Raw genomic sequence first — 24119 nt, forward strand, 5'->3', positions numbered from 1 at the left:
GAAAAAACCCTTAGAATTTTTGTTTTAGACAAAGTTTTGTCACACTTTGTGAAGAAGGTATTTTTTTCGCCATGAATATAGAAGCAAGATAATAAATATGCTGACCTGTAATGAAAAAATGAGGGCATCCCAAAACAGTAAGCTTGTTGGAGGTTTAAGAAAACCGGGGAGAAGCTGTTTTCCCATCTGAATCACTTGTGGAATAAAATACAAAAAGTATAGGACAATGGTTACGACAAATCCTAAAAAGTAGAAAATCGTATAAGTAGAAACCACTCTTTTTTCACCAGCAAAAACAACCTCGTCTATTGATTTTAAGTTTAAAAAAGATAGCCGTTTTTTAATGGCATGTTTGGCATTTTCCATCAAGTTGTAACAGCCAGAGACGTTCTCAAACAAAAAGTACAAATCTGTTTTCATATAAATACAACATTGAAATATCATTCTCAATACAATATCAAAAGCGGCAAAGTGCATTAACCCAATAATAAAATTGGAACCATTCGGAAACAATAACTGAACAATTAGCGCTATAAAAAGCAGAACTGAATCAAAATACAGACCTCCCAAGAAAAGTATATTTCGATCCTTAGGCGGCAATTTCCAGATTGCAGACATATCTGTTAATAAAACGACAAATAACATTCGATGGCCAATTTCCATTTTCGTTGGAAGATTGTGCGCTCTAATAGCAAGAACATGACCAAATTCGTGAATTAACACAAAAAGAAAGCTTAACGACATCCAAACAATTACATTTACAAACATAATATCAAAAACGAAAATATCATCACGGTGGGGAAATAAAGAAGGAAACCCAATAAACAGCGCTATGTTTAATAGAAATATTACACTATATAATAGGACAGTAAACTTATTAAAAAAGAATTTACCCATTCTAGGAGAAACCCACAGCATCCCAGATTGCTCGTTTGAAATTTGTTTTTTTTCAATCGTTACACCATCAATCTGGTCAATCAATTCCAGCTCTAATAGCTGATTGGCAAAATCGACTAGATTCACCTCTCCTTTTGGGAATTTCTCCATAAGTGTTGATTCGATTTCGCCTAGCGGAAACCCCTGATTTATCCTATTAATTGCTTCAATACATATTTCTGGCATTTCATAAAACTCACCAGTAAGCTTATCTTCGACTATATAATGCTTTTTATCCTTGTGAATATCGATCGGAACGATGGAAATACGCGAATGGAGTGTGATGTTCATTTAAAAAGCCGCTCCTCCACAAAATTATTATAAATAAAGGATGCATAGCTTTCGCTTGCATCCTACTTCATTATTTACCTACGTAAATACACCACCAGCATGTTGTTTTTACCTTTTTAAGCTTGCGGATTTTCATTCCTCCACCTCCCTAAGTAATTCCCATTTTTCTGACCAAGGATAATTTTGATGAAATTTAATCCATGCCGGGAAAATCTTTTTAAATTTTTCCACAAGCATAGGATCAAATTGTGAACCCTGCCCTTGAATTATTCGGTTATACGCTTCTTCATATGGCAATGCATCGCGATATGACCTAGATGAAGTCATGGCATCAAATGCATCGGCAATGGCAGAAACTCTAGCTAGTAAAGGTATTTCTTCCCCCTTTAATTGATCAGGATACCCTTTACCATCCCAACGTTCATGGTGAGAACGGATCACATAAATACTATTCTTTATTCCTTCCACATTCTTAACCGCTTCAGCACCAACTACAGGATGAGACTTTATGATCTCAAATTCTTCATTGGTAAGTTTACCAGGCTTCATCAGAATTTGATCGGGAATATTTACTTTACCAATATCATGGAGTAAACAAGCATAGTAGAAAGATTTTTGTTCTTCCTTTGAGAACTTTCCGACTTCATTCGCAAACATTAATGCATATTTGGCAACACGCTCACTATGGCCTCTAGTATACGGGTCTTTTAATTCGAGAGTAGCAATCACTCCTTTTACAATTCCCTCCAATTGGTCATCATAGGAACTGCTAAGCGCACGGACATACCCTTGGAAGCGGACTAATAAAAAGAAGGATAATCCCGATAAAATTGCAATTAATACAATTGGTACAACTACTAGGGATGTTTTTAATAGTATTCCCGTTGCGATGTATTTTAGGGTTACTCCAAGTGTAACTAACCAAAAGTATTTGGTATTTAAGAAAATAGGCAAGGAAAGGATTAGGAATATCTCCACCACATTCCCGCTCGTATATCCGTCATTATCTCCGTGAAAGGTAACGATATCAACAAGACAAGATACACTTAAATAACTGATAATAAATACATATTTAATCCAGTTCTGTTTTTTCACCTTATTAAAATAATAGGCAATAAACAGTATGAGCAATAACACGATATAGTTAAGTTTCCACAAATCAGGAAGCCCAATCACTTCATGCTTTTCAATATACTTAGGATTAAAGTAGTAGTAAAATACATCCCAGCCAATTATTAAAATATATGATATTAATAAATACCATTTTACGGTTTGTTTTTCTTCATGTGGTATCATAGAATCCTCCGTATTTCTCACACATGTATGTTATATAATTCGTTAGGATTAGAAAAGATATAAGTATTTTTAAACCTATATTTATTTCCATTTTCCAACAAAAACCTCTGTAATTCTGTATTCCTCTACATTATATCTTATTGGAGATAACGTTGTAACATATTATATTGATAGTTTTTGTATAATTATAGAATTAATTTTTCCTATATATCTGGGAAATTGGTAGCATTACATTAACCGTTGTGCCTTTTCCAAGACTGCTCTTAATCGTAATTTTCCCTTGATGGTCTTGAATAATTTGGTTTGAAACCATTAATCCAAGGCCTGTTCCATCAGCTTTAGTTGTAAAGAATGGTTCACCTAGATTTGGAATACTTTCCTCATCTATTCCGGATCCTTCATCTTGAATCGATATATTCATCTTAGTCCCATCTAAAACCTTCACATTAACTTTTACTTTTCCGCCCTCAGACATAGATTCAATTGCATTTTTTATTAAATTAATAAAAACCTGCTTTAACTGCTTACTGTCACAATCGAGTGGAGGTAAAGGTCCAGTCATCGTTGTTTCGACCGAAACACCCTGTCTCTCTGCCTCTTGTTGCGTAATTGATAGAGTGTAGGCAATGATTTCTTCTATACTTGCTTTTGAAAATTTGATTTCCTTAGGTTTTCCAAGTGTCATTAAATCCTCCACAATTGAATTAATCCGATCAATTTCTTGGATCATAATCGGATAAAAATCATTTGTATTTGGATATCTTTCTTGCTGCAGTTGTGTAAAACCTTTTAAGGATGAAAGTGGATTTCGTATTTCATGAGCAATAGCAGCCGCCATTTGACCTATAACAGCAAGTTTTTCTTTCCTTCGAAGCTCTTCATGAGCTTTCGTTAAGGAATGTAAATAGGACTTAAAACGTATTAAAATAATCAAAGCAATGGCTGAAAGGATCATGTATATGATCATAGGAGCTACAACCTGTACATCATGAATAATGAATCCAATTAGACCATACTTTAACACCATCCCTAAAGAAACTGTCCAATAATATTTTTTATTAACAAAAATAGGAGAGAAAAGAATAAATACAACTTCAACGATACTTCCTGCAGCAAATTGTTTGTCCGTTCCTAAATAAATGATTAAGTTATGGACAGTGTCGATAACTATAAAGGTATAAATATAGAGATACTTAATAATGTAGGGATTCCCTTTTTTAAAATAGTAAATGGCAAGAGGGAATAAGCCGAAAATAAAGAAGTAGTACCATATTCCTAAGCCTTCTTTATATTTACTAATCCCCCCATCTCTATACAAATTGGGAAATAGATAATAATAAATTAATTCAAAAGCAATATAAAAAATATAAAATAACCACAAAAATAAGTTTGTTGCTTTCGTTTCTTCATAAAATAATTTATGAACTATGTTATCTTCTTTCATAGGTGGTACTCCCTTAGATATTCCTTTACAATCTAATACAAATTGTCTCCTACCATTCTACCACCTTTCCAAGAAAAATCCTGTTGTTTTTTTTTGGAATTCGATGATATTCGACAAAAAACTTGGGTGCGTAAAAGCATTTGAATACCCCAAGCCTTTTTAAACATCATTTTGTAATGATTTGCTTTATTTTTCTAAGAAATATATATATATAATTATATTCACTCCAAATCGGACCATCATAACCAATATTTACAAGTAGTTTCACTCCTACAAAAGCTACATTCAAAAAATATTTATTCACCCTGGATAGTTCTTTTGTCACAAAAAAAAGCTACCACAATTAAGTGGCTAGCTTTTCTTTTGCGATTTTTTATCGATTTTTACCAGAAAATGTTCCGTAAAAGATGTAACATCTTCGGTCCTCATCTATCTCCCGTGAATCAAGTTCAAACTCCATAAACTTACCATCCTTTTGAAGGTAGATGAAATCGGAATGAAGCGTCGACAAAATCTCTTCATGGTCCCAAACATCTTTTCCTTCTACTAATTTAGATGTCGTACCATTCAGTTCCCTCACTTCAAAACCAATGTGAGAATAGATGGTATCGGCGGAATCGTTGATGTAACTTTCTTTTGTTACATACAAAACAGCTGTTCCATCTGGGTCCATAGCTGTGGCGCTTACCGCGTATGTCTCTCCTTCTTTTACGAAATATTCGCAGGTCATTCTTGCCACTGCCTCAACAGGAGTAATATTTTGATAATTCCACAAGGCAGGATATTGTTTTATATTGTCATCAAGTCGATATTCCAACCTCATTATCCATCCCTCTTTTCGTTTTCTTTTTATCTTACCATTGTTTTCCTGAAATTTACTTTTATAATAAATATTATAACTCACAAAAGGAGCGTGGGAAGGTGAAGAAAACCCAATGGTTAATCTCTGGCGTTCTTACTTCTCTTATGGCTGGAACTACCCTTGCCGGTTGTTCCCAGGCACAGGACTTACCCCCAGTACCAGAAGATACAGACTGTGCTGATTGGGAATGGGATGATGATGAAGGAGTTTGGCAATGTGACGATAATCGCTCGAGTCACTATGGCCACTTCTTTTACGGCGGAATGTTTTTCCATAGCAGGTCGGCACTTTTAAATTCTTCCGCCTACAAGTCCTACAGGTCTTCCAAATCTTACAAGTCTTCCTCAAGCTTCAAAGGAGGTTTTGGGAGCGGATCGAAAGGTGGATTTGGAGGTTAATTGCACATGACCACATACGCAAATAAACGAGAGGAATTTTACTCCGAATTTCCTGACTTTTGGTCGAATTTATATGGAAGTGAATACAGTTTATATCATGTTTATAGTATTACAGAGCAGACACACACCCTGTTGAAGGAAGCCACAGAAAGAATGGGCAGGGTATTTTTCAAAACTGCAGGTCTCCTTCGCAGTCTTGAAGACGAACAGCTACTTGAACTAGGTTTCCCTGCAGCAAGTCTTCCATTTCTTCGGATGAAAAGTCCTTTTCCTGAATCCGTCATCTCTCGATTTGATTTTGCTTTGACGAACACCGGGATAAAAATGCTTGAGTTTAATGCTGACACTCCTACCTTTATCGTTGAATGCTTCCAAATCAACGGGAAAGCTTGTTCAAAATTTGGCTTTGTTAACCCGAATGAGAACCAAGAACGGCTCCTCGCTTCTGGTATCACTAAGGCTGTCCTTGAATCCTCAAAGGGCTATATATCACCAAATGTTGTGTTCACAGCTCACCGTGACCATATGGAGGATTGGAATACCACGGTATATTTAAGTCAGTTATGTAAGGTTCCTAATCAAATCCTCCCTCTTTCAGAACTGCGGCTTACCGATGATGCACTTTTAGATTCAAATGGTGTACCCATTGATGTATTATATCGCCAGACCTACCCTCTTGAACATTTACTTGAGGACCGTGATCCAAATACAGGGGATCTCGTAGGAGTTGACTTATTACAGCTTGCTAAAGACCGGAAATTATCCATTGTAAATCCAGTTTCAGCATTTCTGCTTCAACCTAAATCCATTCAATGTTTGATTTGGGGATTGGCAGAAAATGAACAATTTTATACAAAGGAAGAACGGGATTGGATAAACACATACATGCTGCCTACCTTTCTTGAGGCAGATGAATTTGCAGGTACCACTGCCTTTGTCCAGAAACCATCCTTCGGCAGGGAAGGAGATACCATTACCATATGGGATCAACACAGCGAAATAGACGCTCAAAATTCCTTTCAAACCTACCATAAGGAACTGCCTGTCTACCAATCTTATGTTCCACTTCCAATTGTTTCACTTGAGACAGAAAAAGGTATCGAAGAATTATCTATAGTATTTGGTTCCTTCCTGATTGCTGGGAAACCAAGCAGTATTGGGATTCGAGCAGGAGGTAAAATCACAGGGAATGAGTCTTATTTCTTACCGGTAGGAATAAAAAAGGAGGGGTTTAATTGTTAGATTTCTTGATATATTTAGGTGTTTCTATTGCATTATTAATCGTTGGACTCTTTTTAATGGAAATCACCACAAAGGTAAAGGAATTTTCTTTAATGGCAAAGGGAAACAAAGCCGCAAGTTATGTATTAGGAGGCAGACTGCTGGGGCTTGCCATTGTCTTATATTCAGCCCTAGCTAATTCCATCTCTCTATTAGATATGGTGATATGGGGAGCAATTGGAATTGTAGCACAGATTATCGTGTTTTATCTTGCCGAATTACTTACACCCCGGTTTAACATCAGCCAAAGTATTGAAGACGATAACCGTGCTGTTGGTCTATTTCTACTTTTACTTTCCGTTTCTATCGGGATTGTTATTGCAGGATGTTTAACCTATTGAGAAAAACGCATCGTTATGATGCGTCAGGCTGTCGAGAAAGTCTCGACAGCCTTTATTTTGACTATGATTAAAAAGGGACCCGTACGATTTGTCCTCAAGACCCTGTATTGAGGACAAATCCTTGCTTGGTGCTCACTCGATTTGTCCTCAAGATCCTGTATAAAGGACAAATCCTTGCTCGCTGCTCATGTAATACGTCCTCAAATCACAAAATAGTAAAAAACCACTTCCAAGAAAGATACTCTTCTCGACAATCTGACGCATCGTTATGATTGGTTTTTTTATAGAGTTTGATATGTATATTTATCACATATGACAAATAATCTAGCTTCCTTTGGGATAGGTTCATTCCATTTATTTAGTATGTTCAAATCATGTCGGTCAGCAATAAGCTGAGCCCCTTTCTCCTTTAGGTATTCGTAAGCAGCACCGTATGTTTTCCACTCTGGCTTAATATTTACTTCCCACAGATCACTTCCTCCATCTCCATCCTGCCTGCTTAACAATTGTGTAAATAGATGACTGGCTCCTTTCATTTGTGCAGATTTCGCCATTAGATTCGACACGGACCCATTTGATAAAATAAACTCATCAATCTTAACATGCTTAAAATTATCAACATGTTTTTCATTGATGATCTCTGCAATCGTATAAATATTCTTTTCCGTCCCTTCGTCATAGCGTTCTATCGAGGAAGCAGTTAACAGTGTCTTGCCATCTACTAAATCAGGATTTGCTATCCCTTCGGCTGCGAATAACAAAACAGCTTGGGAATTTTCAATTTTAGCTTTTCTCAATGTCTCAACATCTGTCGGACTCCCCTGAATATAATGAAATCGTTCATGTTCAAATGGTGTCTTTTCAAATTCGTCTATCAATACGATATCCGTTTTCTCATCACATAATAATAGTTCCTTAGTAGTACTCTTACTTTTGGCAGTCCAGCCAATAATGACAAAATGATTCTCACCTTTATATAACAATTTCCCCTCCTCCTTCCGCTTTTTATATTGTGAAACACTATCTACAATCACCCCAATAACTGTTCCAAATAAGCCTATCCCTAATGTATAAACGACAATCATCGCCCAGGTTCTTCCTGCGTCCGTAGTAGGGTATACATCTCCATAACCTACTGTCGTCATTGTCGTGAGAATCCACCACACTGCATGTAAGCTGCTTTCAAAGGTCTTCGGCTCTAAGAATCGAATGATTACTGCATTTACAATAATAAAAAGCATGGTAAACAGAATTACGGTTCGATAACGGTATCGTGAAGCTGTTAGAAACAATTTACGAAAAAAAAGCATTCTTCCCCTCCTTACTTAATCCTTTTTTATTTATATTTCTATTAATTATTCATTTATTCCTTTAAGAGTATAAACACTCTCTCAAAATATATTGTTGACACACAATATTTTTTGATGTATTATTATTAATTGTGCTTAGCATTTATGTAACTTGTAATAGACGAGATAACGCAATGTAAGAATTTTATTCTGGCATTCTGCTTATGTTTTAAAAGTAAAACTTATTCACACTGGATCGGCTTCGGAGCCGTTAGGATGTAAGAGAGGTAGGGCTTACGTCGTTTAGGTATAAAACCATCAGGTGGAAGAGTAACCGCGGCAAATTGGTCTTTTAATACCATTTATTATATATAAATTTTTACCTTGCGATGGCTGATCATCGAAACAACCATTCACAAGTTACTATAGTGATCCTCTAGGATCAAAAGCAAAAGAAGGCAGAGGAATTAAATCCTCTGCCTTCGTCCAATTTTATAGTGTTTTATTTTTGAATGACAGCTCCATTCGAATTTATGTCTATTTTTACAGATACATTGACATCCGATTCGGCCAAAGCTTCTCCCCATTTATTTTCTACTTTTTTATAATGAGTATATTGGTACGCACGGGCGTAAAGGCCAAGCCCAATAGGGTCTATTTTCTTTTTTTGGATTTTCTTTATGAGGTCCTCGATTTGTTTTTTTAACACTTTTTCAATCGCCGCCGTTAATTGATCATTGTTTAGTTTCTCTTCCGGAAATAAACGTTCTACAATATTGATGGTCAATGTAATGCTAATATTAAATTGAAATTTATTCTGCTTATATCCAGGTTTTATCCTGGTTTTTACTTTGTTAACGGCAAAACTTATCACATTTTTATGGAAGATGTTTTTCTCATCTTTATTAGGAAGAACGGGAATCGTTAGAGTGATTTCATGCCTCTTTTTATTTTGTAACATCAATAGTAGAGTGGATTCAGGCACATTAAGAAATTGAGCATATTTCCCTTTATTATCAAGAAGAGATATTCCTGCCAGCTCGATATTTTTTTCTTTTTTCACTTCCGAAATAAAAGGGGTCATACCCTTCTCGTAAATCTCCCTATGCAGTTCTTGAAGTGTACCTTTTACCGCTCTCGTTCGATCATAGTTCTTATCGATCAAAGCTTTCAGATGTAAAGATAATTGTGGTTTCTCTTCTGGATTATGAACAACAACTTTTGAAACAGGACCATCAACCGTCACTACTCTTGTACTCATGGAAAATGTAGGGTTTCGATAAACAGTATCCAATATTGGAAACCAATCTTCATGTTGCAGGACACGTTTTCCCACTAATAATACTTGAATTTTCCCAGCAGTTACCTCTCCTGTTGTCAAAGCATCAAAAAGTCTTCTTGAATCTCGTATTGTTTTCGCCTTTACCTCATAAGATTCAGTTCCTTTCTTTGCTTCTTTACTAAAAACTGGATTAATTTCATAAAAGACAAGGTTATTTTTATCATCTAGATCAATACCAAGGATTAAAGCAAGCGTCAAATCCTCTAAAGGAGCTTTCTTGCCGCAGCTAGAAAGGATGACGATAAGGAAAATAAAAAGAGTCGCATATAACCACCGTTTCATTTTATCGCCCTCCTTTTGAGGTGAGAATAAAGCAGGAGATATACCCATAAACATAGCGGAAAAGCATATCCAAGTAGGAAACTAATGGGTTCGCCCATTTTTTGAAAATGTGTATTCCTGTCAAAAGATTGAGGTAAGAAAAAAACATAGACCAGGTTAAGAAGTAATAACCATCCTACATATTTACTGTGATCTTGCTTACCAAATAATTGACTGACAGAAAACACAGTAACAAAAAAGATTGGCAGGACCGTCGTAGATATGACAAATATATAGAAAGATAAATAGACAATTTCTAACCGTTCCAAAAATTTGAATTCAACAATTTTTAACAGATTTATGGTTGGTTCTTTATACTGGGTAATTTCATCTGGACTATAAAATGTAAAAGCAACGATCGTTACAATTAAAAATACAATCAATGTAAGTGTATTAGCAATGACTATTCCGATGGATGCTTTATGTTTTTGTTGCAAAAAAGGATACAGGAAAAAAGCAATTTCAAATCCTAAAAAGGAAAAAATCGTTGTTTTTACTGCTTTAAGTATCGGAAACCATCCTTCTTTTATAATAGGAAGCAGGTGAAGCCAGTGAGCCTCTTTTAATGGATTGAAATAAAAGAAGAACATCCATATCGTCATAAAAAAAACCAATTCAGCATACCTGCCTACTATCGTTATATTATTTCGAACAATCAGGTAGCTGGGAATGGATAAGAGCAATAGTAAGATAACCATATTTGTTTGCGGTAAAATCCAAAATTGGATAAACAGACCTTCCCGAACAAAAATGGTAGAGCCTATAAAAGCGTAATACAAAATAAAAATAACAGCCGCGATTTTTCCACACCATTTTCCGAAATAATGGGTGATTAGATCAATAATCGTTCCATTAGGATAATTCTTCATCACTTGTATAATGATTAAACTCGCTAGTGTAGAAAATAACCAGCCAATAATAAGAGCGATCCAGCCATCTGTCCCTGCTTTTTCAGCTAATTCACGCGGCAATGTTAAAAGACCGACCCCAACCTGGACACCATGAATTAAAAAGATATATTGCATGAACGTAATTGGATTTTGTGTATATTTCATCAATGTTCGTCACCCTTTGGACGATTTGAATTAGCTCTTTTCCTTTGAATAGCTCTAGTGCTTTCAGGGCGCTTGACAATCGACCATTCTGGAAACCGTATAAATAGATCCTTCCAATCTGGAAAACGTAATGGAGCGAATGGACTGCCATAAGGTGTACCTAAAGATTCGAGTGCAATAACATGAGCAATTAATGTCATTAATCCAACTGCGAGTCCCACAAATCCGAATATTGCTGCTGCAATCATCATTGGAAATCGAAGCAGCCGAATGGCTGCGCCCATATCATAATTTGGAATAATAAAAGAAGCAATTGCAGTTAAGGCAACGACAATCACCATGATATTACTTACGATTCCTGCTTGTACAGCCGCTTGCCCTATGACAATACCGCCAACGATACCAACTGTTTGACCAATTTTTGCAGGAAGACGTATACCTGCTTCACGCAGCATTTCTAATGTTATTTCCATAATGATTGCTTCTATAAAAGGTGGAAATGGAACTCGTTCTCGTGATGCACCAATGGATAAAAGCAGCTTTAAAGGGACGATTTCAAAGTGAAAGGCAATGACAGCAATATAGGTGGCCGGTAGAAATATGGCAATAAAAAATCCAAAATATCTCATGAGGCGAATGAAGGATGCCACTATCCAACGTGCACCATAATCATCCATACTCTTGAAAAAAATTTCAAACGTTGCTGGTCCAATTAGGACATTTGGAGATCGATCTACTACTGTCACAATTCTCCCCTGTAAAATTTCTCCAGCAGCAAAATCAGGACGTTCTGTTAAAAATAGTTGTGGAAAAGGAGAATAGGGGTTGTCCTCAATATATTCCGTTAAAGAAGCGGCATTTAAAATACCATCGACTTCGAGTTTGTTTATTCGGTCTACAAGCTCCTTCAATACATCAGGATTTGCAACATCTGCTAAATACAATATCGTAAGCTTCAAGTTCCCTCTTGCACCAACGGTCATTTCCTTCATTTTCAATTCTCGGTTTGGAATATGCCGGCGGATCATCGCAATATTGTTACTTCCTGTTTCTGTGAACCCTAAATGTTCACCTCTTAAAGAAGACTCAATGTTCGTATCCTCAATTCCTCTTTGCGGCCATCCCTGTGTATCAAAGATGAATGCTATATGCCGCTGATCAATAAATAAAACACTATTTCCTTGTAAAATTGCATTTTCTATTTCCTGCCAAGTACTATTCTCTTTTACCAACCCCAGCGATACCTGTACTTCAAAGTCTTGCTCCTCCTTATTCGCTTCGAATAACAATGGGCGCAAGACATGATTATTAACCGTCTTTGTATCGGTGAGCCCGCTTAAATAAACAAGAGCAGCTGGGCATTTTGTTTGTTTTATAACAAAGTTCTTCACAATCAAATCGGTAGTCTCACTAAAAATCTTCTGTATTTCAGCCAAATTCTCCAATAATAGAGGACTTATCACTTTTTCGGTGAGGTCATTGTTCTGCATTTTGAATGAACTTTGCTGTCTCTGTTTATTACGATAGTTTCGAAAAAAAAGCATAAAGAAAACCCACCTATTATGGAATAAGATAGGTTAGTTTGCATCTTTATATGGAAGGATATGCAATCAAATCCAACTTTCACCTAAGCACTGGCACAAGGTACAATCATCTAGGCAACAACGAAAAAAAGCAAAGGCTGCCCTCTGCTTTAATCAAAATTATGTGTTTTTAGAGATTTGCTCTTTTTATTCTACGTACTACCTGATTGATAACTTCTGAAAATACAAGACCAAAAGCGATTGAACCTGAGAGTAACGTTACTTTTGCACCTAAAGCCAAAGCTTGATAGTAATCGTCCTCGACAAAATTCCTCATTGTATCATACGCCAAACCGCCAGGAACTAAAGGTATGATTCCTGCAACACTAAAAATTATAACAGGCGTCTTATAAAATTTAGCTAACTCTTGACTAACAATCCCAACAAAAAGAGTGGCTCCTAGTGTAGCTAAAACGGAATCTCCTGAATACTTTTCCGCTATATAATAGATAATCCATCCACCCATTCCAACAAATCCGCATTTTACTAACGTCTCCTTCGGTGCATTAAAAATTACGCCAAAAGCGGCTGTGGCAATAAAGCTTGTGACTAATTGTCCAATGATGTCCACATTAAGCCTCCATTTACAAAAAAGATAATACTACCGCAATTCCTGATCCAATAGCAAAAGCAGTTAAGAATGCTTCTGCACCTTTAGATAATCCCGACACTAAATGCCCAGCCATTAAATCTCTTACAGCATTCGTGACTAAAAGTCCTGGAACTAACGTCATGACGGACCCGATAATAATTTTATCTAACTGCTGTCCTGCCCCTATTTTTACAAGAAAAAACGACAGTAAACCAATGATGAATGAGGCCAAAAATTCAGAGAAAAATTTTATTGGTATATATCGGTGAAAGTATAAAAAACCGAAATACCCTACTCCTCCAGTTAACATGGCTGGGATAAAATCGATCCACTCACCCCTAAACATAATCATAAAACAGCCGCTTGCAATCGAGGCTGCCGCAACCTGAACCATAAATGGAAAGGTCACATTTAATGAATCAAGCTCTTTTAGAAGTGTTAGAGCTGATTCTAGATCTAATTCACCACTACTAATCCTTCGTGAAATACTATTTACCATGGCCACCTTTTTCAAGTCAGTTGATCTTGTTAATATTCGAATCAACTTCGTTTTGGTCGGCTCGGCACCTTCTGCAGAAAAAATAATTCCTGTCGGTGTTACATAACTGTGTGAGTTCTCAATCCCAAAAGCAGCGGCCATTCTCATCATCGTATCCTCAACTCGATAGGTTTCCCCTCCGCTTTGCAGCATAATTTTCCCCGCAAGCAAACAAACTTCCATTATTTCATATGTACGTGTTTTTTCATTTTCCATCAAGCCTTCACCACTATTACTCTTTCTTAATATGATTTCCTAAGTTTAATCAAAAACTTTCTGTTTATCAATAAAATAGACGCCAACCGTATAGGCAGGCGTCATAATAGGTTATTTTTTATAATGTTCTTTTAACTTCTTCATCCATTCCTCTTCAAAGGCAGCAGATTGACCCCAGCCCGGAATAATATCAGCCAGGTTCACCATATTAACAGGTTCTTTTGATTTTTGAAGATCTTCTTGTGAGATCAATGATGCTTCGAGATCGAACGTTTGTGGAGTTTCTTCTCCTGCAAGTTTCTTGGCTAATAATCTCATGTTAACAGCTCCGATTAACTTTGGATCAACCGCTGCTGTATATTTCCAAGCACTGCCATCTCTTTGGATTTCTTGTAAATCCGCATTTGAGACATCAATTCCATATAGCTTAACTTCTTCTCTTCCAGCTTCTTTAAGTGCACGCGCAGCGCCGATCGCAAAAGCATCCCATGTTGCAAAAATGGCATCCAATTTACCTTTTGGATATTTGTTCAACATAGCCGCAACTGCATTCTGTGTTTGAGTGCTTGTGTCAGCAGAAGCCACACCAAACCGCTCCACTTCCTTGATTCCTGGGTTCTTTTCTAAGACATCTTGGTAAACTTTATTTCTACGAACCATTGGCGGGAATCCATCCACCCATAAATAAGCAATATTCGCTTCACCATTTGTTTCTTTCACTAATTGATCAAGTGCCAGCGTCGCAAGCGCTTCATCATCTTGTGATGTTAGCGTAACTCCATCCACCGTTGTTAGGTTTGCATTAGAGTCAAATGCCACAACACTTTTTCCGGCTTCCACGATTTTTTTAACATCATTGATCGTAGCATCATCATCACCATGAGAAATAATAAATCCATCATAGTTTTGATTTAACGCTTGATTAATGGCATCATGAAATTTTGCTGTATCTCCATTGGCAGTAAACACATCTACTTTGAAACCCAGCGCTTCACCCTCTTGTTTAGCACCAGCTAAGAATTGAGCTGTATGATCGTCCCCGCCGATTTTTCGAATTACCTTAATTTTTGGCTGCTCACCATTTGAGAAAACTTCTGGAACTCCCTCAATTTTTGTATTTCCGGTCGCCTGCTTTGTTTCTCCCCCAGAAGCACAGCCTGTAAGCAATAGTGTGGCTGCAATCGCAGATACAAACGTGCTCTTAAATAAATTCTTTTTCATGTTAAAAGCTCCCCTTTTTTGTTTTACGTGCATTCCTACCAACGTTGCTCCTAGGAGGGTTTCTGTAATAAAACAAAAAACCTCTCCAGAAAAGAGAGGTTTCATCACAAAAAGAAGGACTACTCCTCTCTTATCTCTCAAAACAATTACTTGTTCTGCAGGATTTAGCACCAATTCCAACGGAACGGTTGCTGGGCGTCATCGGGCCAGTCCCTCTGCCACTCTTGATAAGAGAACGTATTATTTACTTGTTTAAAGTATTAAACTAAATTTAATCTCCTATTAACATTTTGTCAATAGTATTATCTAAATATTTTTAATAGAATAATTAATTTGTAGCCATATTATAATACTTTTGCAAGTACAAGATGTTGCACAACAGGCCTTATTACTGTCATTATTTTAAAAATTCGCTATTATTATATTTAGGAAAGCGAAATATTTTTCAGAAAGAAGTGGACGGACATGACTAATTCAGAAATGGCTAAACGGAATATTGTAATCATGTGGTTCGCAAACTTCTTTGTTGCCGGCAGTATGACGATGGTTCTGCCCTTTATTTCGTTGTACATAGAGACCTTCGGAGATTTTTCTGAAAAATATGTTCAACACTGGTCAGGAATAACCTTTGCCGTTACATTTGTATCCGCCTTTATTTTTTCTCCCATATGGGGGAAAATCGGCGACCGTTTCGGAAGAAAAAAGGTTTTGATAATTTCAGGCATCGGAATGGCGTTTTCGATATTTCTAATGGGCTATGTGCAAACCGTTTGGCAGCTATTCCTCTTAAGGCTGTTGATGGGATTCTTTACAGGCTTTATTCCCATGTCACAAGCATTTATTTCTACCCAAACCCCGAAGGAAATAGCAGGAAGGGTACTTGGTACATTACAAACAGGCAGTATCACAGGATCCCTTCTCGGGCCGATGCTTGGCGGCGTATTAGCGGATTCACTCGGATACTCCTTGACTTTTAAGTGGACATCTATTGCTATTTTTGTCTCGGGTCTGCTGGTTTTTACAACAAAGGAGTACAAAATTGAACCGAAGAAGGGTGCAAAATCACATTATAGTAGCAAGGAAGTAATATTACATATAATTAGAAATCCAGTATTATTAACTGTTTTACTCATTTCTGCATTAGTTCAGATTGCCCATTTTAGCATTCAGCCCATTTTATCTTTATTTGTTACAGAACTCCACGGGCACACAGATATAGCCTTTTACTCGGGTATGGCTTTTTCAGCCGCTGGGTTAGGTAATTTGCTGATGTCAAGAAATTGGGGAAAAATTGCAGATAAACACGGATATATTAAGATTCTTGTGATTCTGCTTTTTGTATCTGGAGTTATCTATCTTCCTGCAGCAATCGTCACCGATTATTGGCAATTAGTAATCATTCGTTTTATTCTTGGAATCGCTATTGGCGGAATTATTCCCGTCCGTATTGCGTATATACGACAAGAGGCACCCATCGCCATGCAGGGTGAAGTTCTAGGTTATAACACTAGTTTAAGGTTCCTTGGAAATATCGTTGGTCCAATGTTGGGCGGATTTATTTCAGGTTATTTAGGATTTTCTGCTGTATTTATCAGCACGAGTGCTTTATTAATCATAAGCGGAATTATATTATCTATCTCAATGCATAAACACCCAAACCTTGTGAAACATACAGCATAGAAAAAAGCAGGAGCTCCTGCTTTTTTTATTTGCTTATATTGTTTTGGAGAATGGAAAAATCCAAATCCTGATAATAACTATTTTTAACTAAAATATTAGGACCCAAACAGGATACAGCTGGACAATGACAACTCAATTCCTTAGAGATTACAGAGGATTGCCAGTTTTCATACGCGTCGGTGAGCTTGGTATTTAGCACATTCCCTAATGCCGGCGTATCACCAAAATCCGTAACGATTATATCACCATTAAAGATGTTAACATTTAGACGGGACCTGCCATCAGGGTCATTTCTGACCGTTACCTTTCGGCTTTTATAAAGTCTGGATAAAAGCTCTAAATCCTCTGTCTTATGACTGCAAGCATAAAAAGGCAGTGTCCCAAAAAGCATCCATACGTTTTCATCACGAATATCTAAAAGATGATGAATAGCTTCCCTTATTTCATTCAGTGACAACGTCTCTAGATTACTAGCAAAATCACTCGGATACATTGGGTGAATCTCATGACGCTGACAGAGCATTTCGTCAACAATTTGGCGGTGTATCTTCTCCAAATGCGGCAAGGTACGTTTGTTTAGCATGGTTTCAGCAGATACCATTACACCGGCCTTCACTAACTCCCTACTGTTTTCTACCATTCTAGCAAAATACTTTTCACGTTGTTTGTAATTAGGCTTGTTTGCCATCCTGGCAAATCCACCCTCAACAAAATCATCCACTGTTCCCCAGTTATGCGAGATATGTAAAACATCTAAATAAGGAATAATCAATTCATAACGCGCTAATTCAAGTGTTAAATTGGAATTAATCTGAGTCCGAACACCATGTTCATGAGCATATTTTAAGATTGGCACTACGTAATTTTTTATAGAGGACAGCGAAAGCATCGGCTCGCCGCCTGTAATACTAAGGGACCGAAGGGTTGGAATTTCATCTAACCTATTTAATAGCAAATCCAGTGGAATTGCTTCGGGGTCTTTTGTTTGAAGGGTATAACCTACTGCACAATGCTCACAGCGCATATTACAAAGGTGAGTTGTCGTGAATTCAATATTGGTAAGCATCGGTTTTCCGTATTGCTTTATATCATTATAAGCTTCCCAGGGATCATACTCAGGGGTTATTTTTTTCAATTGAGACATAGTAAACTCCTTAAATCAGTATTAGAAAAATCACTTCATTATAGCTGATAGATGGTTTTTATGGATAATTTAATGCTTTTTTAAAACCTTATGTTAGTAATTTATCTATTATTCTATACATGCATAATTTAATGTACTATGATTGAGACTAAAAAGATAGAATTTGTTATTTATGGATGGTGATGTACAAAATGGAAATGTCACTCTTAAGCGAAGTCGAAAAACTGGCTTTAAAGAAGGTAAAAATCTTTAGACAAAGCCTGTTACGATATATTTTAAGAGCAATGCTTGCAAGTATGTTTATCGGTTTTGGTGTAATTGTTGCATTTAAGACTGGAAACTACTTTTATTTGGAACATTCTCCTTTTGCCTACCCGATGGCTGCTCTCACTTTTGGGTCAGCAATTATTTTAATCGCTTACGGCGGAGGAGATTTGTTTACTGGTAATACTTTTTATTACACCTATGCAGCCCTCAGAAGAAAAATGGCTTGGTTAGAAGTAACCCAGCTCTGGGTTAGCAGCTACATTGGAAATATTTTAGGAGCAGCAGTATTCGCACTATTAATTTTCACAACAGGTCTTTATGAAGAATCATCGGTTAATGGGTTTTTATTGAGTGTTGTGGAAAAGAAAATGCAGGTTCCAACAATGGAATTGTTCTTTCGAGGAATTCTATGTAATTGGCTCGTTTGTCTAGCTTTCTTTATTCCAATGGGTCTAAAAGGTGACGGACCAAAGATGTTTTCGATGATGCTTTTTGTGTTCTGCTTTTTTATTTCCGGCTATGAACATAGCATTGCCAATATGTGTACATTTGCCATTGCTTTAGTGCTAAACCATCCGGGAACAATCTCATGGGGCGGAGTTTTCCATAATCTAATACCAGTAACTATTGGTAACTTGATTGGCGGAGGCATATTAATGGCCTGGATGTATCATTTTGTTAATAAGCCTTTTTTAGATGAGTATAAAGAACAATAACAGCCGTATTATTTTCATACGGCTGTTTCTTTATCGACAAATTCCCGGGAAATATCAACAAATTAACACGGCAGACGACAATTGATTTTCGAATATTCTAAAAATAAATTCATTCTATTGTCTTTTACTTAAAAAATATAAATAACTCTTAATCATAAAATAACTAACTTCTTCAGGTAAGTGTTCTTTAAGCGGTTTTAAACGGTCTCTGCCAACCTGTTTAACCGCTTCTTCCAGTAGCGGAATATACTCTGCAGGGATAAGCACAGTGAAATTTACTTCCATTCCTTGTTGAGCACATTGAATTAAATGGCTCTCAACGGTGCTTAGTGCCAACTCTCTTTTTTCTGCAATCTCTTCCATGGATAAGTTTTGCAGGTGCAACTGAAATGTCTCTAAGTGAGAATCGCCAACTGCCTTTTTTGAGGGCTTTTTGGGAGCAGCGGCTATCATTCTCTCTGGCTTTCGCTCAGGGTTTGCTTCGCAAAATGTGCGAATGGCTTGGATAAAATCAAGTCCATATTTTTTTAACTTATGTTCCCCAACACCGCTTACCGTTAGGAATTCTTCATTTGTCATTGGCAGTTTGGTACACATATCTTTAAGCGCAGCATCAGAAAATATTACAAAAGGCGGCACATTTTCAGCTTCGGCTATTGCTCTTCTTACCTCGCGTAAAGCTTCAAATAATGGATCATCCTTTGAAATTTCTCTGACTTTAACGGTTTCTCTGCGATGGACATTGGTATTCCCCAGCAAGACATCTTTTCCTTTAGGAGAGACAAATAAGGTTGGAAATTGACCTTGTTCAATGGCAATTAATTCTTGTGAGATTAAGAACTCAATAAAATCACTGACATCTTTCGTTCCTTTTTCCTTCATGATTCCATACGTGGTTAACTTATCAAAGCCCAGTTCAATAACTTTTTTATTTCTAGAACCGGTTAAAACTTGGGCTATAAGTGTTTTTCCAAATCGCTGCCCCATCCTGATTAGACAAGACATTACCATTTGCGCTTCCTTCGTTACATCAATGCTGGAACGGGAATCAAGGCAATTACCGCAGCGTCTGCATGACTCCGTTTCTGTTTCACCAAAATACTTTAAAATAAACTCTTGTAAACAGTTTTCTGTATGGCAATAATCCACCATCTGCTGCAGCTTCTCCAATTCCGCATGAATACGTGATCGATCACTGGATTGATCAATTAAGAAGCGCTGAACCTGCACATCCTGGGAGGAATAAAGCAGGATACATTCACTATCAAGTCCGTCTCGTCCCGCACGGCCAGCCTCTTGATAATAGCTCTCCATATTTTTTGGCAGTTGAAAATGGAGGACATATCTAATGTTGGACTTATCAATTCCCATCCCAAAAGCTGATGTTGCAACCATAACGGAGGCTTCATCTTTCAAGAATCGGTCCTGCTCACGTATGCGCTCAGCGTCTCCCATTCCTGCATGATACCGGGCAACATTGATATTCCCCTTTTTGAGTCTTTCGTAAAGTTGATCCACGTTTTTCCGAGTTGCTGCATAGATGATACCTGCTTCTTTTTCATTCTTTTTTAAGTAATCTCTTATAAAGTGAAGCCTGTCTTGTCCTTTAATCACAGCAAAAGTAAGATTCTCGCGTTCAAAACCTGTTATGATTGAATTCTCTTCGTCGATATCGAGTGTTTCGCAAATATCTTCCCGAACCCTTGGTGTAGCGGTTGCAGTCAGCGCTAATACATTAGGTTTTTGTGGCAGACTATCGACCATTTTCTGGATATGACGGTAGCTTGGACGAAAATCATGTCCCCATTGTGAAATACAATGGGCTTCATCAACTGCAACCAATGGAATATCCATTTGTTTTAAATCCTCGATAAATTCACGGGATTCTAATCTCTCGGGGGCTATATATAGGAGCTTGTACATTCCTTGTTTTGCTTCCCACATTCGTTCATTTGCTTCATTGTAACTTAGTGAGCTATTGATAAAAGCTGCTGGAATTCCTACTTGAACGAGGGCATCGACTTGATCCTTCATGAGTGAGATTAACGGGGATATTACAATCGTGGTACCTGGTAAAACAAGTGCAGGAATTTGATAACAAATTGATTTTCCTCCGCCAGTTGGCATAACACAAATTGTATTTTCTCCAGCTAAAACGGATTGGATAGCGCGCTCCTGTCCATTTCGAAAGGATGAATAACCAAAATGAGATTCCAGTAACTGTTGAGCTTTTTCAAACAACAAATAATTCTCCCCCTTCTGCTATTTAGTCTTTTATCATTATAACTCTTTTTTGGTCAATCTGAGAGTAAATTCGGCTATCCGAGAGTAATTTATCGCTATTCGCAAGTAAACCTATGCAATATGCAGCTAGGTCATAAAGTGAAAGGCCGCTGAGTCAGACTCAGCGGCCTTTCACTTTATTATCCCTGTGTAAAAAGTTCCTCCAATTGCTTCCGCAATACGAATTTTTGGATTTTCCCACTCGCGTTACGCGGCAGGGCTTCACAGAATAGATATTTGCGCGGCCGCTTGTAATTTGCGAGACTATCACTTTTTTTACAATAGTCTTCTAAATCTTCTTCCGTCAACTTAGGATCTTTTCTTACGACAAAAGCAGTCACAGTTTCACCCCAGCGGTCATCTGGCTGGCCGACAACCGCAACATCTAATACTCCCTCATGTGCATGCAAAACATCTTCGACTTCACGTGGATAAATATTTTCCCCACCGCTGATAATCATGTCATCGACTCGGTCATTGACATAGAGGAAGCCCTCATCGTCTAGATAACCAATGTCACCAGAATGATACCAGCCTTTATACATCGATTTTTCAGTCGCTTCTTCTCGATTAAAGTAGCCAATCATCATGCAAGGACCTTTGACAATAATTTCTCCTGTTTCTCCAACTGGAACGACATCATCCGGATCAGACGGTCCATTCTCTCTTGTACGAACCACACGGATATCATGATTAATAGCAGCCTGCCCTGCAGATCCTGCTTTTCTTAACTGATCTTTCTCTGATAGGAAGGTGATCGCTGGTCCCATTTCGGTCATCCCGTACGCTTGAACCAGACCAATTCCAAAACGATCATGGAGAGCATGAACGAGAGACGGTGCCATAGGAGCCGCACCATATAATCCAAGCTTTAGACTATCTGTATTATATTGACTTAAGTCCTCTTGAAGAAGCATGTTCCACATCGTTGGCGCTGCAAAGAATTTGGTTATCTTTTCTTGACCTATTAACTGAAGGATACGTTTTGGGTTGAATTGATGCAGGATAACATTCCTTGCCCCCGAATGTATTCTTGGCAAAAAGGCACAATGCAGTTCAGCACAATGAAACATTGGTGCGGTCACAAGTCCAACGTCATCTGCTTCTAGCTTTTGGGAGGCAATACAAAGAACACTTTGATCCACCATATTTCGGTGACTATGCATGACACCTTTTGGTCTGCCTGTAGTCCCACTTGTATAAATAAACGCATAGATGTCATTTTCGTTTACGTCTGCTTGGATGTCTTCGCTTGAAGCAGCAGCTAATTTTTCCTGATAGCTTGCTGCATAGACAGGTGCTTCCTCATCAATAAACCAAAAGGAGACAGAATCAAAACGATTTTCAATCGTGGAAATGACAGGCTCCAATGCCTTTTCAAAAAGAACTACTTTAGGTGTCGCATCTGAAATAATAAATGCTACCTCCTCAGGCATTAAACGAAAGTTGATTGGATTGAAAATCGCACCAAGCTTGGCACATGCAAAGAATGCCGTTCCTAATTCTTCTGTATTAAACATGAATGTAGATACCCGATCACCTTTTTTGACCCCTTCCTTCACTAATGCATTCGCAAGTCTGTTTACCTGCTCATTCCACTCTTTATACGTATAGCGGACATTTTTCCTAACATCATAAATGGCTTCTTTGTTCGGGTATCGTTTTATCGTTAAATCAAATATCTTTCCGATTGTGGTTGTCATCTAAATCCCTCCAATTTATAATCCTAGGTTTTTTGCAATAATAGTTTTCATGATTTCGTTCGTACCAGCGTAAATACTCGAAACCTGAATATCACGGAATCTTCTTGCAATCTCGTATTCTTCCATATATCCATAGCCGCCATGAAGTTGGAGGCATTCACCTGCAATTTTCTTCGCGGTATCCGTCAGCCTCCATTTTGCCATCGAAACCTTCGTGACCACATTTTGACCACCGATGTGTTCCGCTATTAACTGGTCTAAGAATACCCTCCCCATCTCTACCTCTGTTGCCATTTCAGCTATTTTAAACTGAGTATTTTGAAACTGGCTGATAGGCCTTCCAAAGGCTTCACGACTCTTCACATATTCAATCGTCCCCTGAAGCATGATTTCTGCAGCAATTTGTGCTGCAATCGCTACAACAAGGCGTTCCTGCTGGAGTTTATCCATCATATAGAGAAACCCTTTGCCTTCTTCCCCCAGTAAATTTGCCTTTGGAACTCTACAGTCTTCAAATATCAACTCGGCCGTATCTTGACTATGAAGTCCAACTTTGTTCAGCTTTCTCCCTCTTGAAAAACCAAGAGTATCCCGCTCCACAAGGAGCAAGCTCACCCCTTTATGCTTCGGTACTGCATTAGGGTCCGTCTTACAAGCCACGAGGATTAAATCAGATTGAATTCCATTTGTAATAAAAGTTTTTTGTCCATTCAAAATATAATGCTCACCGTCAAGCTTTGCCGTGGTTTTAATATTGGCAAGGTCAGAACCTGTGCCAGGTTCAGTCATAGCAATGGCAGTAATCAGTTCACCAGTGACACATTGAGGGAGCCAGCGCTGTTTTTGCACCTCTGATCCGAAAGAGTTGATATAGGGCACTACGATATCATTATGAAGGCCCATTCCTACTAGACCAGAACCAACTCTCTCTAACTCTTCATTTATAACAACAGAGAATCCCCAGTCGACACCACTTCCGCCATATTTTTCATCTAAATCCGGACAAAGGAAACCCTGCTCTCCCATCTTCCTCCATAAGGAGCGGGGAATCATTCTCTCCTCCTCCCATCTCTCATAATGTGGTACAGCCTCTTTCTCCAAAAACTTTCTTAGTGACTTCCGAAATATTTCGTGGTCTTCAGTTAAATATGGATGTTGTTTCATTATGCACACCTCTCTTTCAACTAATAGCCAATTACTAGGTTTTCACTTTGTACTAAGAAGCTGTTATGTTTGTCCCAGACAGGGATGATATGGGTTGTGGTGAAAACAAAATTATCGGAATTTCTCTTTTTTTCAATAAAAAATCTACCCAACTTA

General features: G+C 37.7%; 20 protein-coding genes and 1 riboswitch. Of the genes, 5 read left to right on the top strand and 15 right to left on the bottom strand.

What is annotated here, in order from left to right; all coding sequences use genetic code 11:
- Window positions 1–39: 39 nt before the first annotated feature.
- The 4 genes from BANA01_RS10960 to BANA01_RS10975 all read right to left on the bottom strand — a co-directional run bounded on the left by BANA01_RS10960 (window position 40) and on the right by BANA01_RS10975 (window position 4790).
- Window positions 40–1227 (bottom strand): hypothetical protein, encoded by a 1188-nt coding sequence (locus BANA01_RS10960; RefSeq protein WP_063253159.1) that lies wholly within the window; start codon window positions 1225–1227, stop codon window positions 40–42.
- 132 nt (window positions 1228–1359) lie between these two features.
- Window positions 1360–2523 (bottom strand): HD-GYP domain-containing protein, encoded by a 1164-nt coding sequence (locus tag BANA01_RS10965; RefSeq protein ID WP_034677336.1) that lies wholly within the window; start codon window positions 2521–2523, stop codon window positions 1360–1362.
- A 193-nt stretch (window positions 2524–2716) separates the two neighbouring features.
- On the bottom strand, window positions 2717–3967 hold the full coding sequence (locus BANA01_RS10970) for an ATP-binding protein (protein WP_034677338.1): 1251 nt from the start codon (window positions 3965–3967) through the stop codon (window positions 2717–2719).
- Window positions 3968–4340: 373 nt separating this feature from the next.
- Complete coding sequence (locus tag BANA01_RS10975) at window positions 4341–4790, bottom strand: hypothetical protein (RefSeq protein WP_034677340.1); 450 nt, start codon at window positions 4788–4790, stop codon at window positions 4341–4343.
- Window positions 4791–4933: 143 nt separating this feature from the next.
- Here BANA01_RS10975 and BANA01_RS10980 point away from each other — a divergent pair, with 143 nt between their 5' ends.
- Genes BANA01_RS10980 through BANA01_RS10990 form a run of 3 tightly spaced genes read left to right on the top strand, consistent with a single transcriptional unit; the run spans window position 4934 to window position 6849 of the window.
- Window positions 4934–5227 carry a hypothetical protein gene (locus BANA01_RS10980; RefSeq protein WP_411834014.1) on the top strand — a complete coding sequence of 98 codons (294 nt, stop codon included), beginning with the start codon at window positions 4934–4936 and terminating at the stop codon, window positions 5225–5227.
- Between the two features lie 6 nt (window positions 5228–5233).
- Entirely contained in the window at window positions 5234–6469 is a 1236-nt protein-coding gene (locus tag BANA01_RS10985) for a glutathionylspermidine synthase family protein (protein WP_034677344.1), read from the top strand.
- On the top strand, window positions 6463–6849 hold the full coding sequence (locus tag BANA01_RS10990) for a DUF350 domain-containing protein (RefSeq protein ID WP_034677346.1): 387 nt from the start codon (window positions 6463–6465) through the stop codon (window positions 6847–6849). Before BANA01_RS10985 ends, BANA01_RS10990 begins: the two co-directional genes overlap by 7 nt.
- Window positions 6850–7130: 281 nt before the next feature.
- Here the strand turns inward: BANA01_RS10990 and BANA01_RS10995 are convergent, their stop codons facing one another.
- From BANA01_RS10995 to BANA01_RS11025, 7 genes are all read right to left on the bottom strand, one after another.
- A complete protein-coding gene (locus BANA01_RS10995) occupies window positions 7131–8159 on the bottom strand; it encodes an ion channel (protein WP_034677349.1) in 1029 nt (342 codons plus the stop codon).
- A gap of 481 nt (window positions 8160–8640) precedes the next feature.
- Window positions 8641–9762: a Ger(x)C family spore germination protein gene (locus tag BANA01_RS11000; protein ID WP_034677352.1), complete on the bottom strand. Its 1122-nt coding sequence runs from the start codon at window positions 9760–9762 to the stop codon at window positions 8641–8643.
- Entirely contained in the window at window positions 9759–10856 is a 1098-nt protein-coding gene (locus BANA01_RS11005; protein WP_235847110.1) for a GerAB/ArcD/ProY family transporter, read from the bottom strand. The genes BANA01_RS11000 and BANA01_RS11005 overlap by 4 nt, the downstream gene beginning before the upstream one ends.
- Entirely contained in the window at window positions 10856–12400 is a 1545-nt protein-coding gene (locus tag BANA01_RS11010) for a spore germination protein (protein WP_034677358.1), read from the bottom strand. The genes BANA01_RS11005 and BANA01_RS11010 overlap by 1 nt, the downstream gene beginning before the upstream one ends.
- 169 nt (window positions 12401–12569) lie before the next feature.
- Window positions 12570–13010, bottom strand: a complete 441-nt coding sequence (locus tag BANA01_RS11015) for a threonine/serine exporter family protein (RefSeq protein ID WP_174524416.1) — start codon at window positions 13008–13010, stop codon at window positions 12570–12572.
- A gap of 13 nt (window positions 13011–13023) precedes the next feature.
- Window positions 13024–13785 (bottom strand): threonine/serine exporter family protein, encoded by a 762-nt coding sequence (locus BANA01_RS11020; RefSeq protein ID WP_034677360.1) that lies wholly within the window; start codon window positions 13783–13785, stop codon window positions 13024–13026.
- A 111-nt stretch (window positions 13786–13896) separates the two neighbouring features.
- A complete protein-coding gene (locus BANA01_RS11025; protein WP_034677436.1) occupies window positions 13897–15006 on the bottom strand; it encodes a sugar ABC transporter substrate-binding protein in 1110 nt (369 codons plus the stop codon).
- A 127-nt stretch (window positions 15007–15133) separates the two neighbouring features.
- Window positions 15134–15240, bottom strand: a riboswitch (SAM riboswitch).
- 231 nt (window positions 15241–15471) lie between these two features.
- Between BANA01_RS11025 and BANA01_RS11030 the strand changes: the two genes are divergently transcribed.
- Window positions 15472–16686: an MFS transporter gene (locus BANA01_RS11030; RefSeq protein WP_034677362.1), complete on the top strand. Its 1215-nt coding sequence runs from the start codon at window positions 15472–15474 to the stop codon at window positions 16684–16686.
- A 25-nt stretch (window positions 16687–16711) separates the two neighbouring features.
- On the opposite strand, the gene yfkAB is transcribed toward BANA01_RS11030, so the two are convergent.
- Complete coding sequence (gene yfkAB / locus BANA01_RS11035) at window positions 16712–17830, bottom strand: radical SAM/CxCxxxxC motif protein YfkAB (protein ID WP_034677364.1); 1119 nt, start codon at window positions 17828–17830, stop codon at window positions 16712–16714.
- A 191-nt stretch (window positions 17831–18021) separates the two neighbouring features.
- Here yfkAB and BANA01_RS11040 point away from each other — a divergent pair, with 191 nt between their 5' ends.
- Entirely contained in the window at window positions 18022–18813 is a 792-nt protein-coding gene (locus BANA01_RS11040; protein WP_034677366.1) for a formate/nitrite transporter family protein, read from the top strand.
- 114 nt (window positions 18814–18927) lie between these two features.
- Here BANA01_RS11040 and recQ read toward each other — a convergent pair whose 3' ends face one another.
- From recQ to BANA01_RS11055, 3 genes are all read right to left on the bottom strand, one after another.
- Complete coding sequence (gene recQ, locus BANA01_RS11045) at window positions 18928–21054, bottom strand: DNA helicase RecQ (protein ID WP_034677437.1); 2127 nt, start codon at window positions 21052–21054, stop codon at window positions 18928–18930.
- A 182-nt stretch (window positions 21055–21236) separates the two neighbouring features.
- Window positions 21237–22799 carry a fatty acid--CoA ligase gene (locus BANA01_RS11050; RefSeq protein ID WP_034677369.1) on the bottom strand — a complete coding sequence of 521 codons (1563 nt, stop codon included), beginning with the start codon at window positions 22797–22799 and terminating at the stop codon, window positions 21237–21239.
- A 15-nt stretch (window positions 22800–22814) separates the two neighbouring features.
- Window positions 22815–23963: an acyl-CoA dehydrogenase family protein gene (locus BANA01_RS11055; protein ID WP_034677372.1), complete on the bottom strand. Its 1149-nt coding sequence runs from the start codon at window positions 23961–23963 to the stop codon at window positions 22815–22817.
- Window positions 23964–24119: the final 156 nt, after the last annotated feature.

This window comes from Neobacillus niacini NBRC 15566, assembly GCF_001591505.1.
GTDB classification, from domain to species: Bacteria; Bacillota; Bacilli; order Bacillales; family Cytobacillaceae; genus Neobacillus; species Neobacillus niacini.

Excerpts from the sequence above, each read along its gene's own strand:
- BANA01_RS10995 (WP_034677349.1), bottom strand. The coding sequence starts at position 8,159 with ATGCTTTTTTTTCGTAAATTGTTTCTAACAGCTTCACGATACCGTTAT.
- BANA01_RS11025 (WP_034677436.1), bottom strand. The coding sequence starts at position 15,006 with ATGAAAAAGAATTTATTTAAGAGCACGTTTGTATCTGCGATTGCAGCC.
- BANA01_RS11055 (WP_034677372.1), bottom strand. The coding sequence starts at position 23,963 with ATGAAACAACATCCATATTTAACTGAAGACCACGAAATATTTCGGAAG.
- BANA01_RS11040 (WP_034677366.1), top strand. The coding sequence starts at position 18,022 with ATGGAAATGTCACTCTTAAGCGAAGTCGAAAAACTGGCTTTAAAGAAG.
- BANA01_RS10970 (WP_034677338.1), bottom strand. The coding sequence starts at position 3,967 with ATGAAAGAAGATAACATAGTTCATAAATTATTTTATGAAGAAACGAAA.
- BANA01_RS11020 (WP_034677360.1), bottom strand. The coding sequence starts at position 13,785 with ATGGAAAATGAAAAAACACGTACATATGAAATAATGGAAGTTTGTTTG.
- BANA01_RS11010 (WP_034677358.1), bottom strand. The coding sequence starts at position 12,400 with ATGCTTTTTTTTCGAAACTATCGTAATAAACAGAGACAGCAAAGTTCA.
- BANA01_RS11000 (WP_034677352.1), bottom strand. The coding sequence starts at position 9,762 with ATGAAACGGTGGTTATATGCGACTCTTTTTATTTTCCTTATCGTCATC.
- BANA01_RS10960 (WP_063253159.1), bottom strand. The coding sequence starts at position 1,227 with ATGAACATCACACTCCATTCGCGTATTTCCATCGTTCCGATCGATATT.
- BANA01_RS10975 (WP_034677340.1), bottom strand. The coding sequence starts at position 4,790 with ATGAGGTTGGAATATCGACTTGATGACAATATAAAACAATATCCTGCC.
- yfkAB (WP_034677364.1), bottom strand. The coding sequence starts at position 17,830 with ATGTCTCAATTGAAAAAAATAACCCCTGAGTATGATCCCTGGGAAGCT.
- BANA01_RS11050 (WP_034677369.1), bottom strand. The coding sequence starts at position 22,799 with ATGACAACCACAATCGGAAAGATATTTGATTTAACGATAAAACGATAC.
- BANA01_RS11005 (WP_235847110.1), bottom strand. The coding sequence starts at position 10,856 with ATGAAATATACACAAAATCCAATTACGTTCATGCAATATATCTTTTTA.
- BANA01_RS10980 (WP_411834014.1), top strand. The coding sequence starts at position 4,934 with ATGGCTGGAACTACCCTTGCCGGTTGTTCCCAGGCACAGGACTTACCC.
- BANA01_RS11030 (WP_034677362.1), top strand. The coding sequence starts at position 15,472 with ATGACTAATTCAGAAATGGCTAAACGGAATATTGTAATCATGTGGTTC.
- BANA01_RS10985 (WP_034677344.1), top strand. The coding sequence starts at position 5,234 with ATGACCACATACGCAAATAAACGAGAGGAATTTTACTCCGAATTTCCT.
- BANA01_RS10965 (WP_034677336.1), bottom strand. The coding sequence starts at position 2,523 with ATGATACCACATGAAGAAAAACAAACCGTAAAATGGTATTTATTAATA.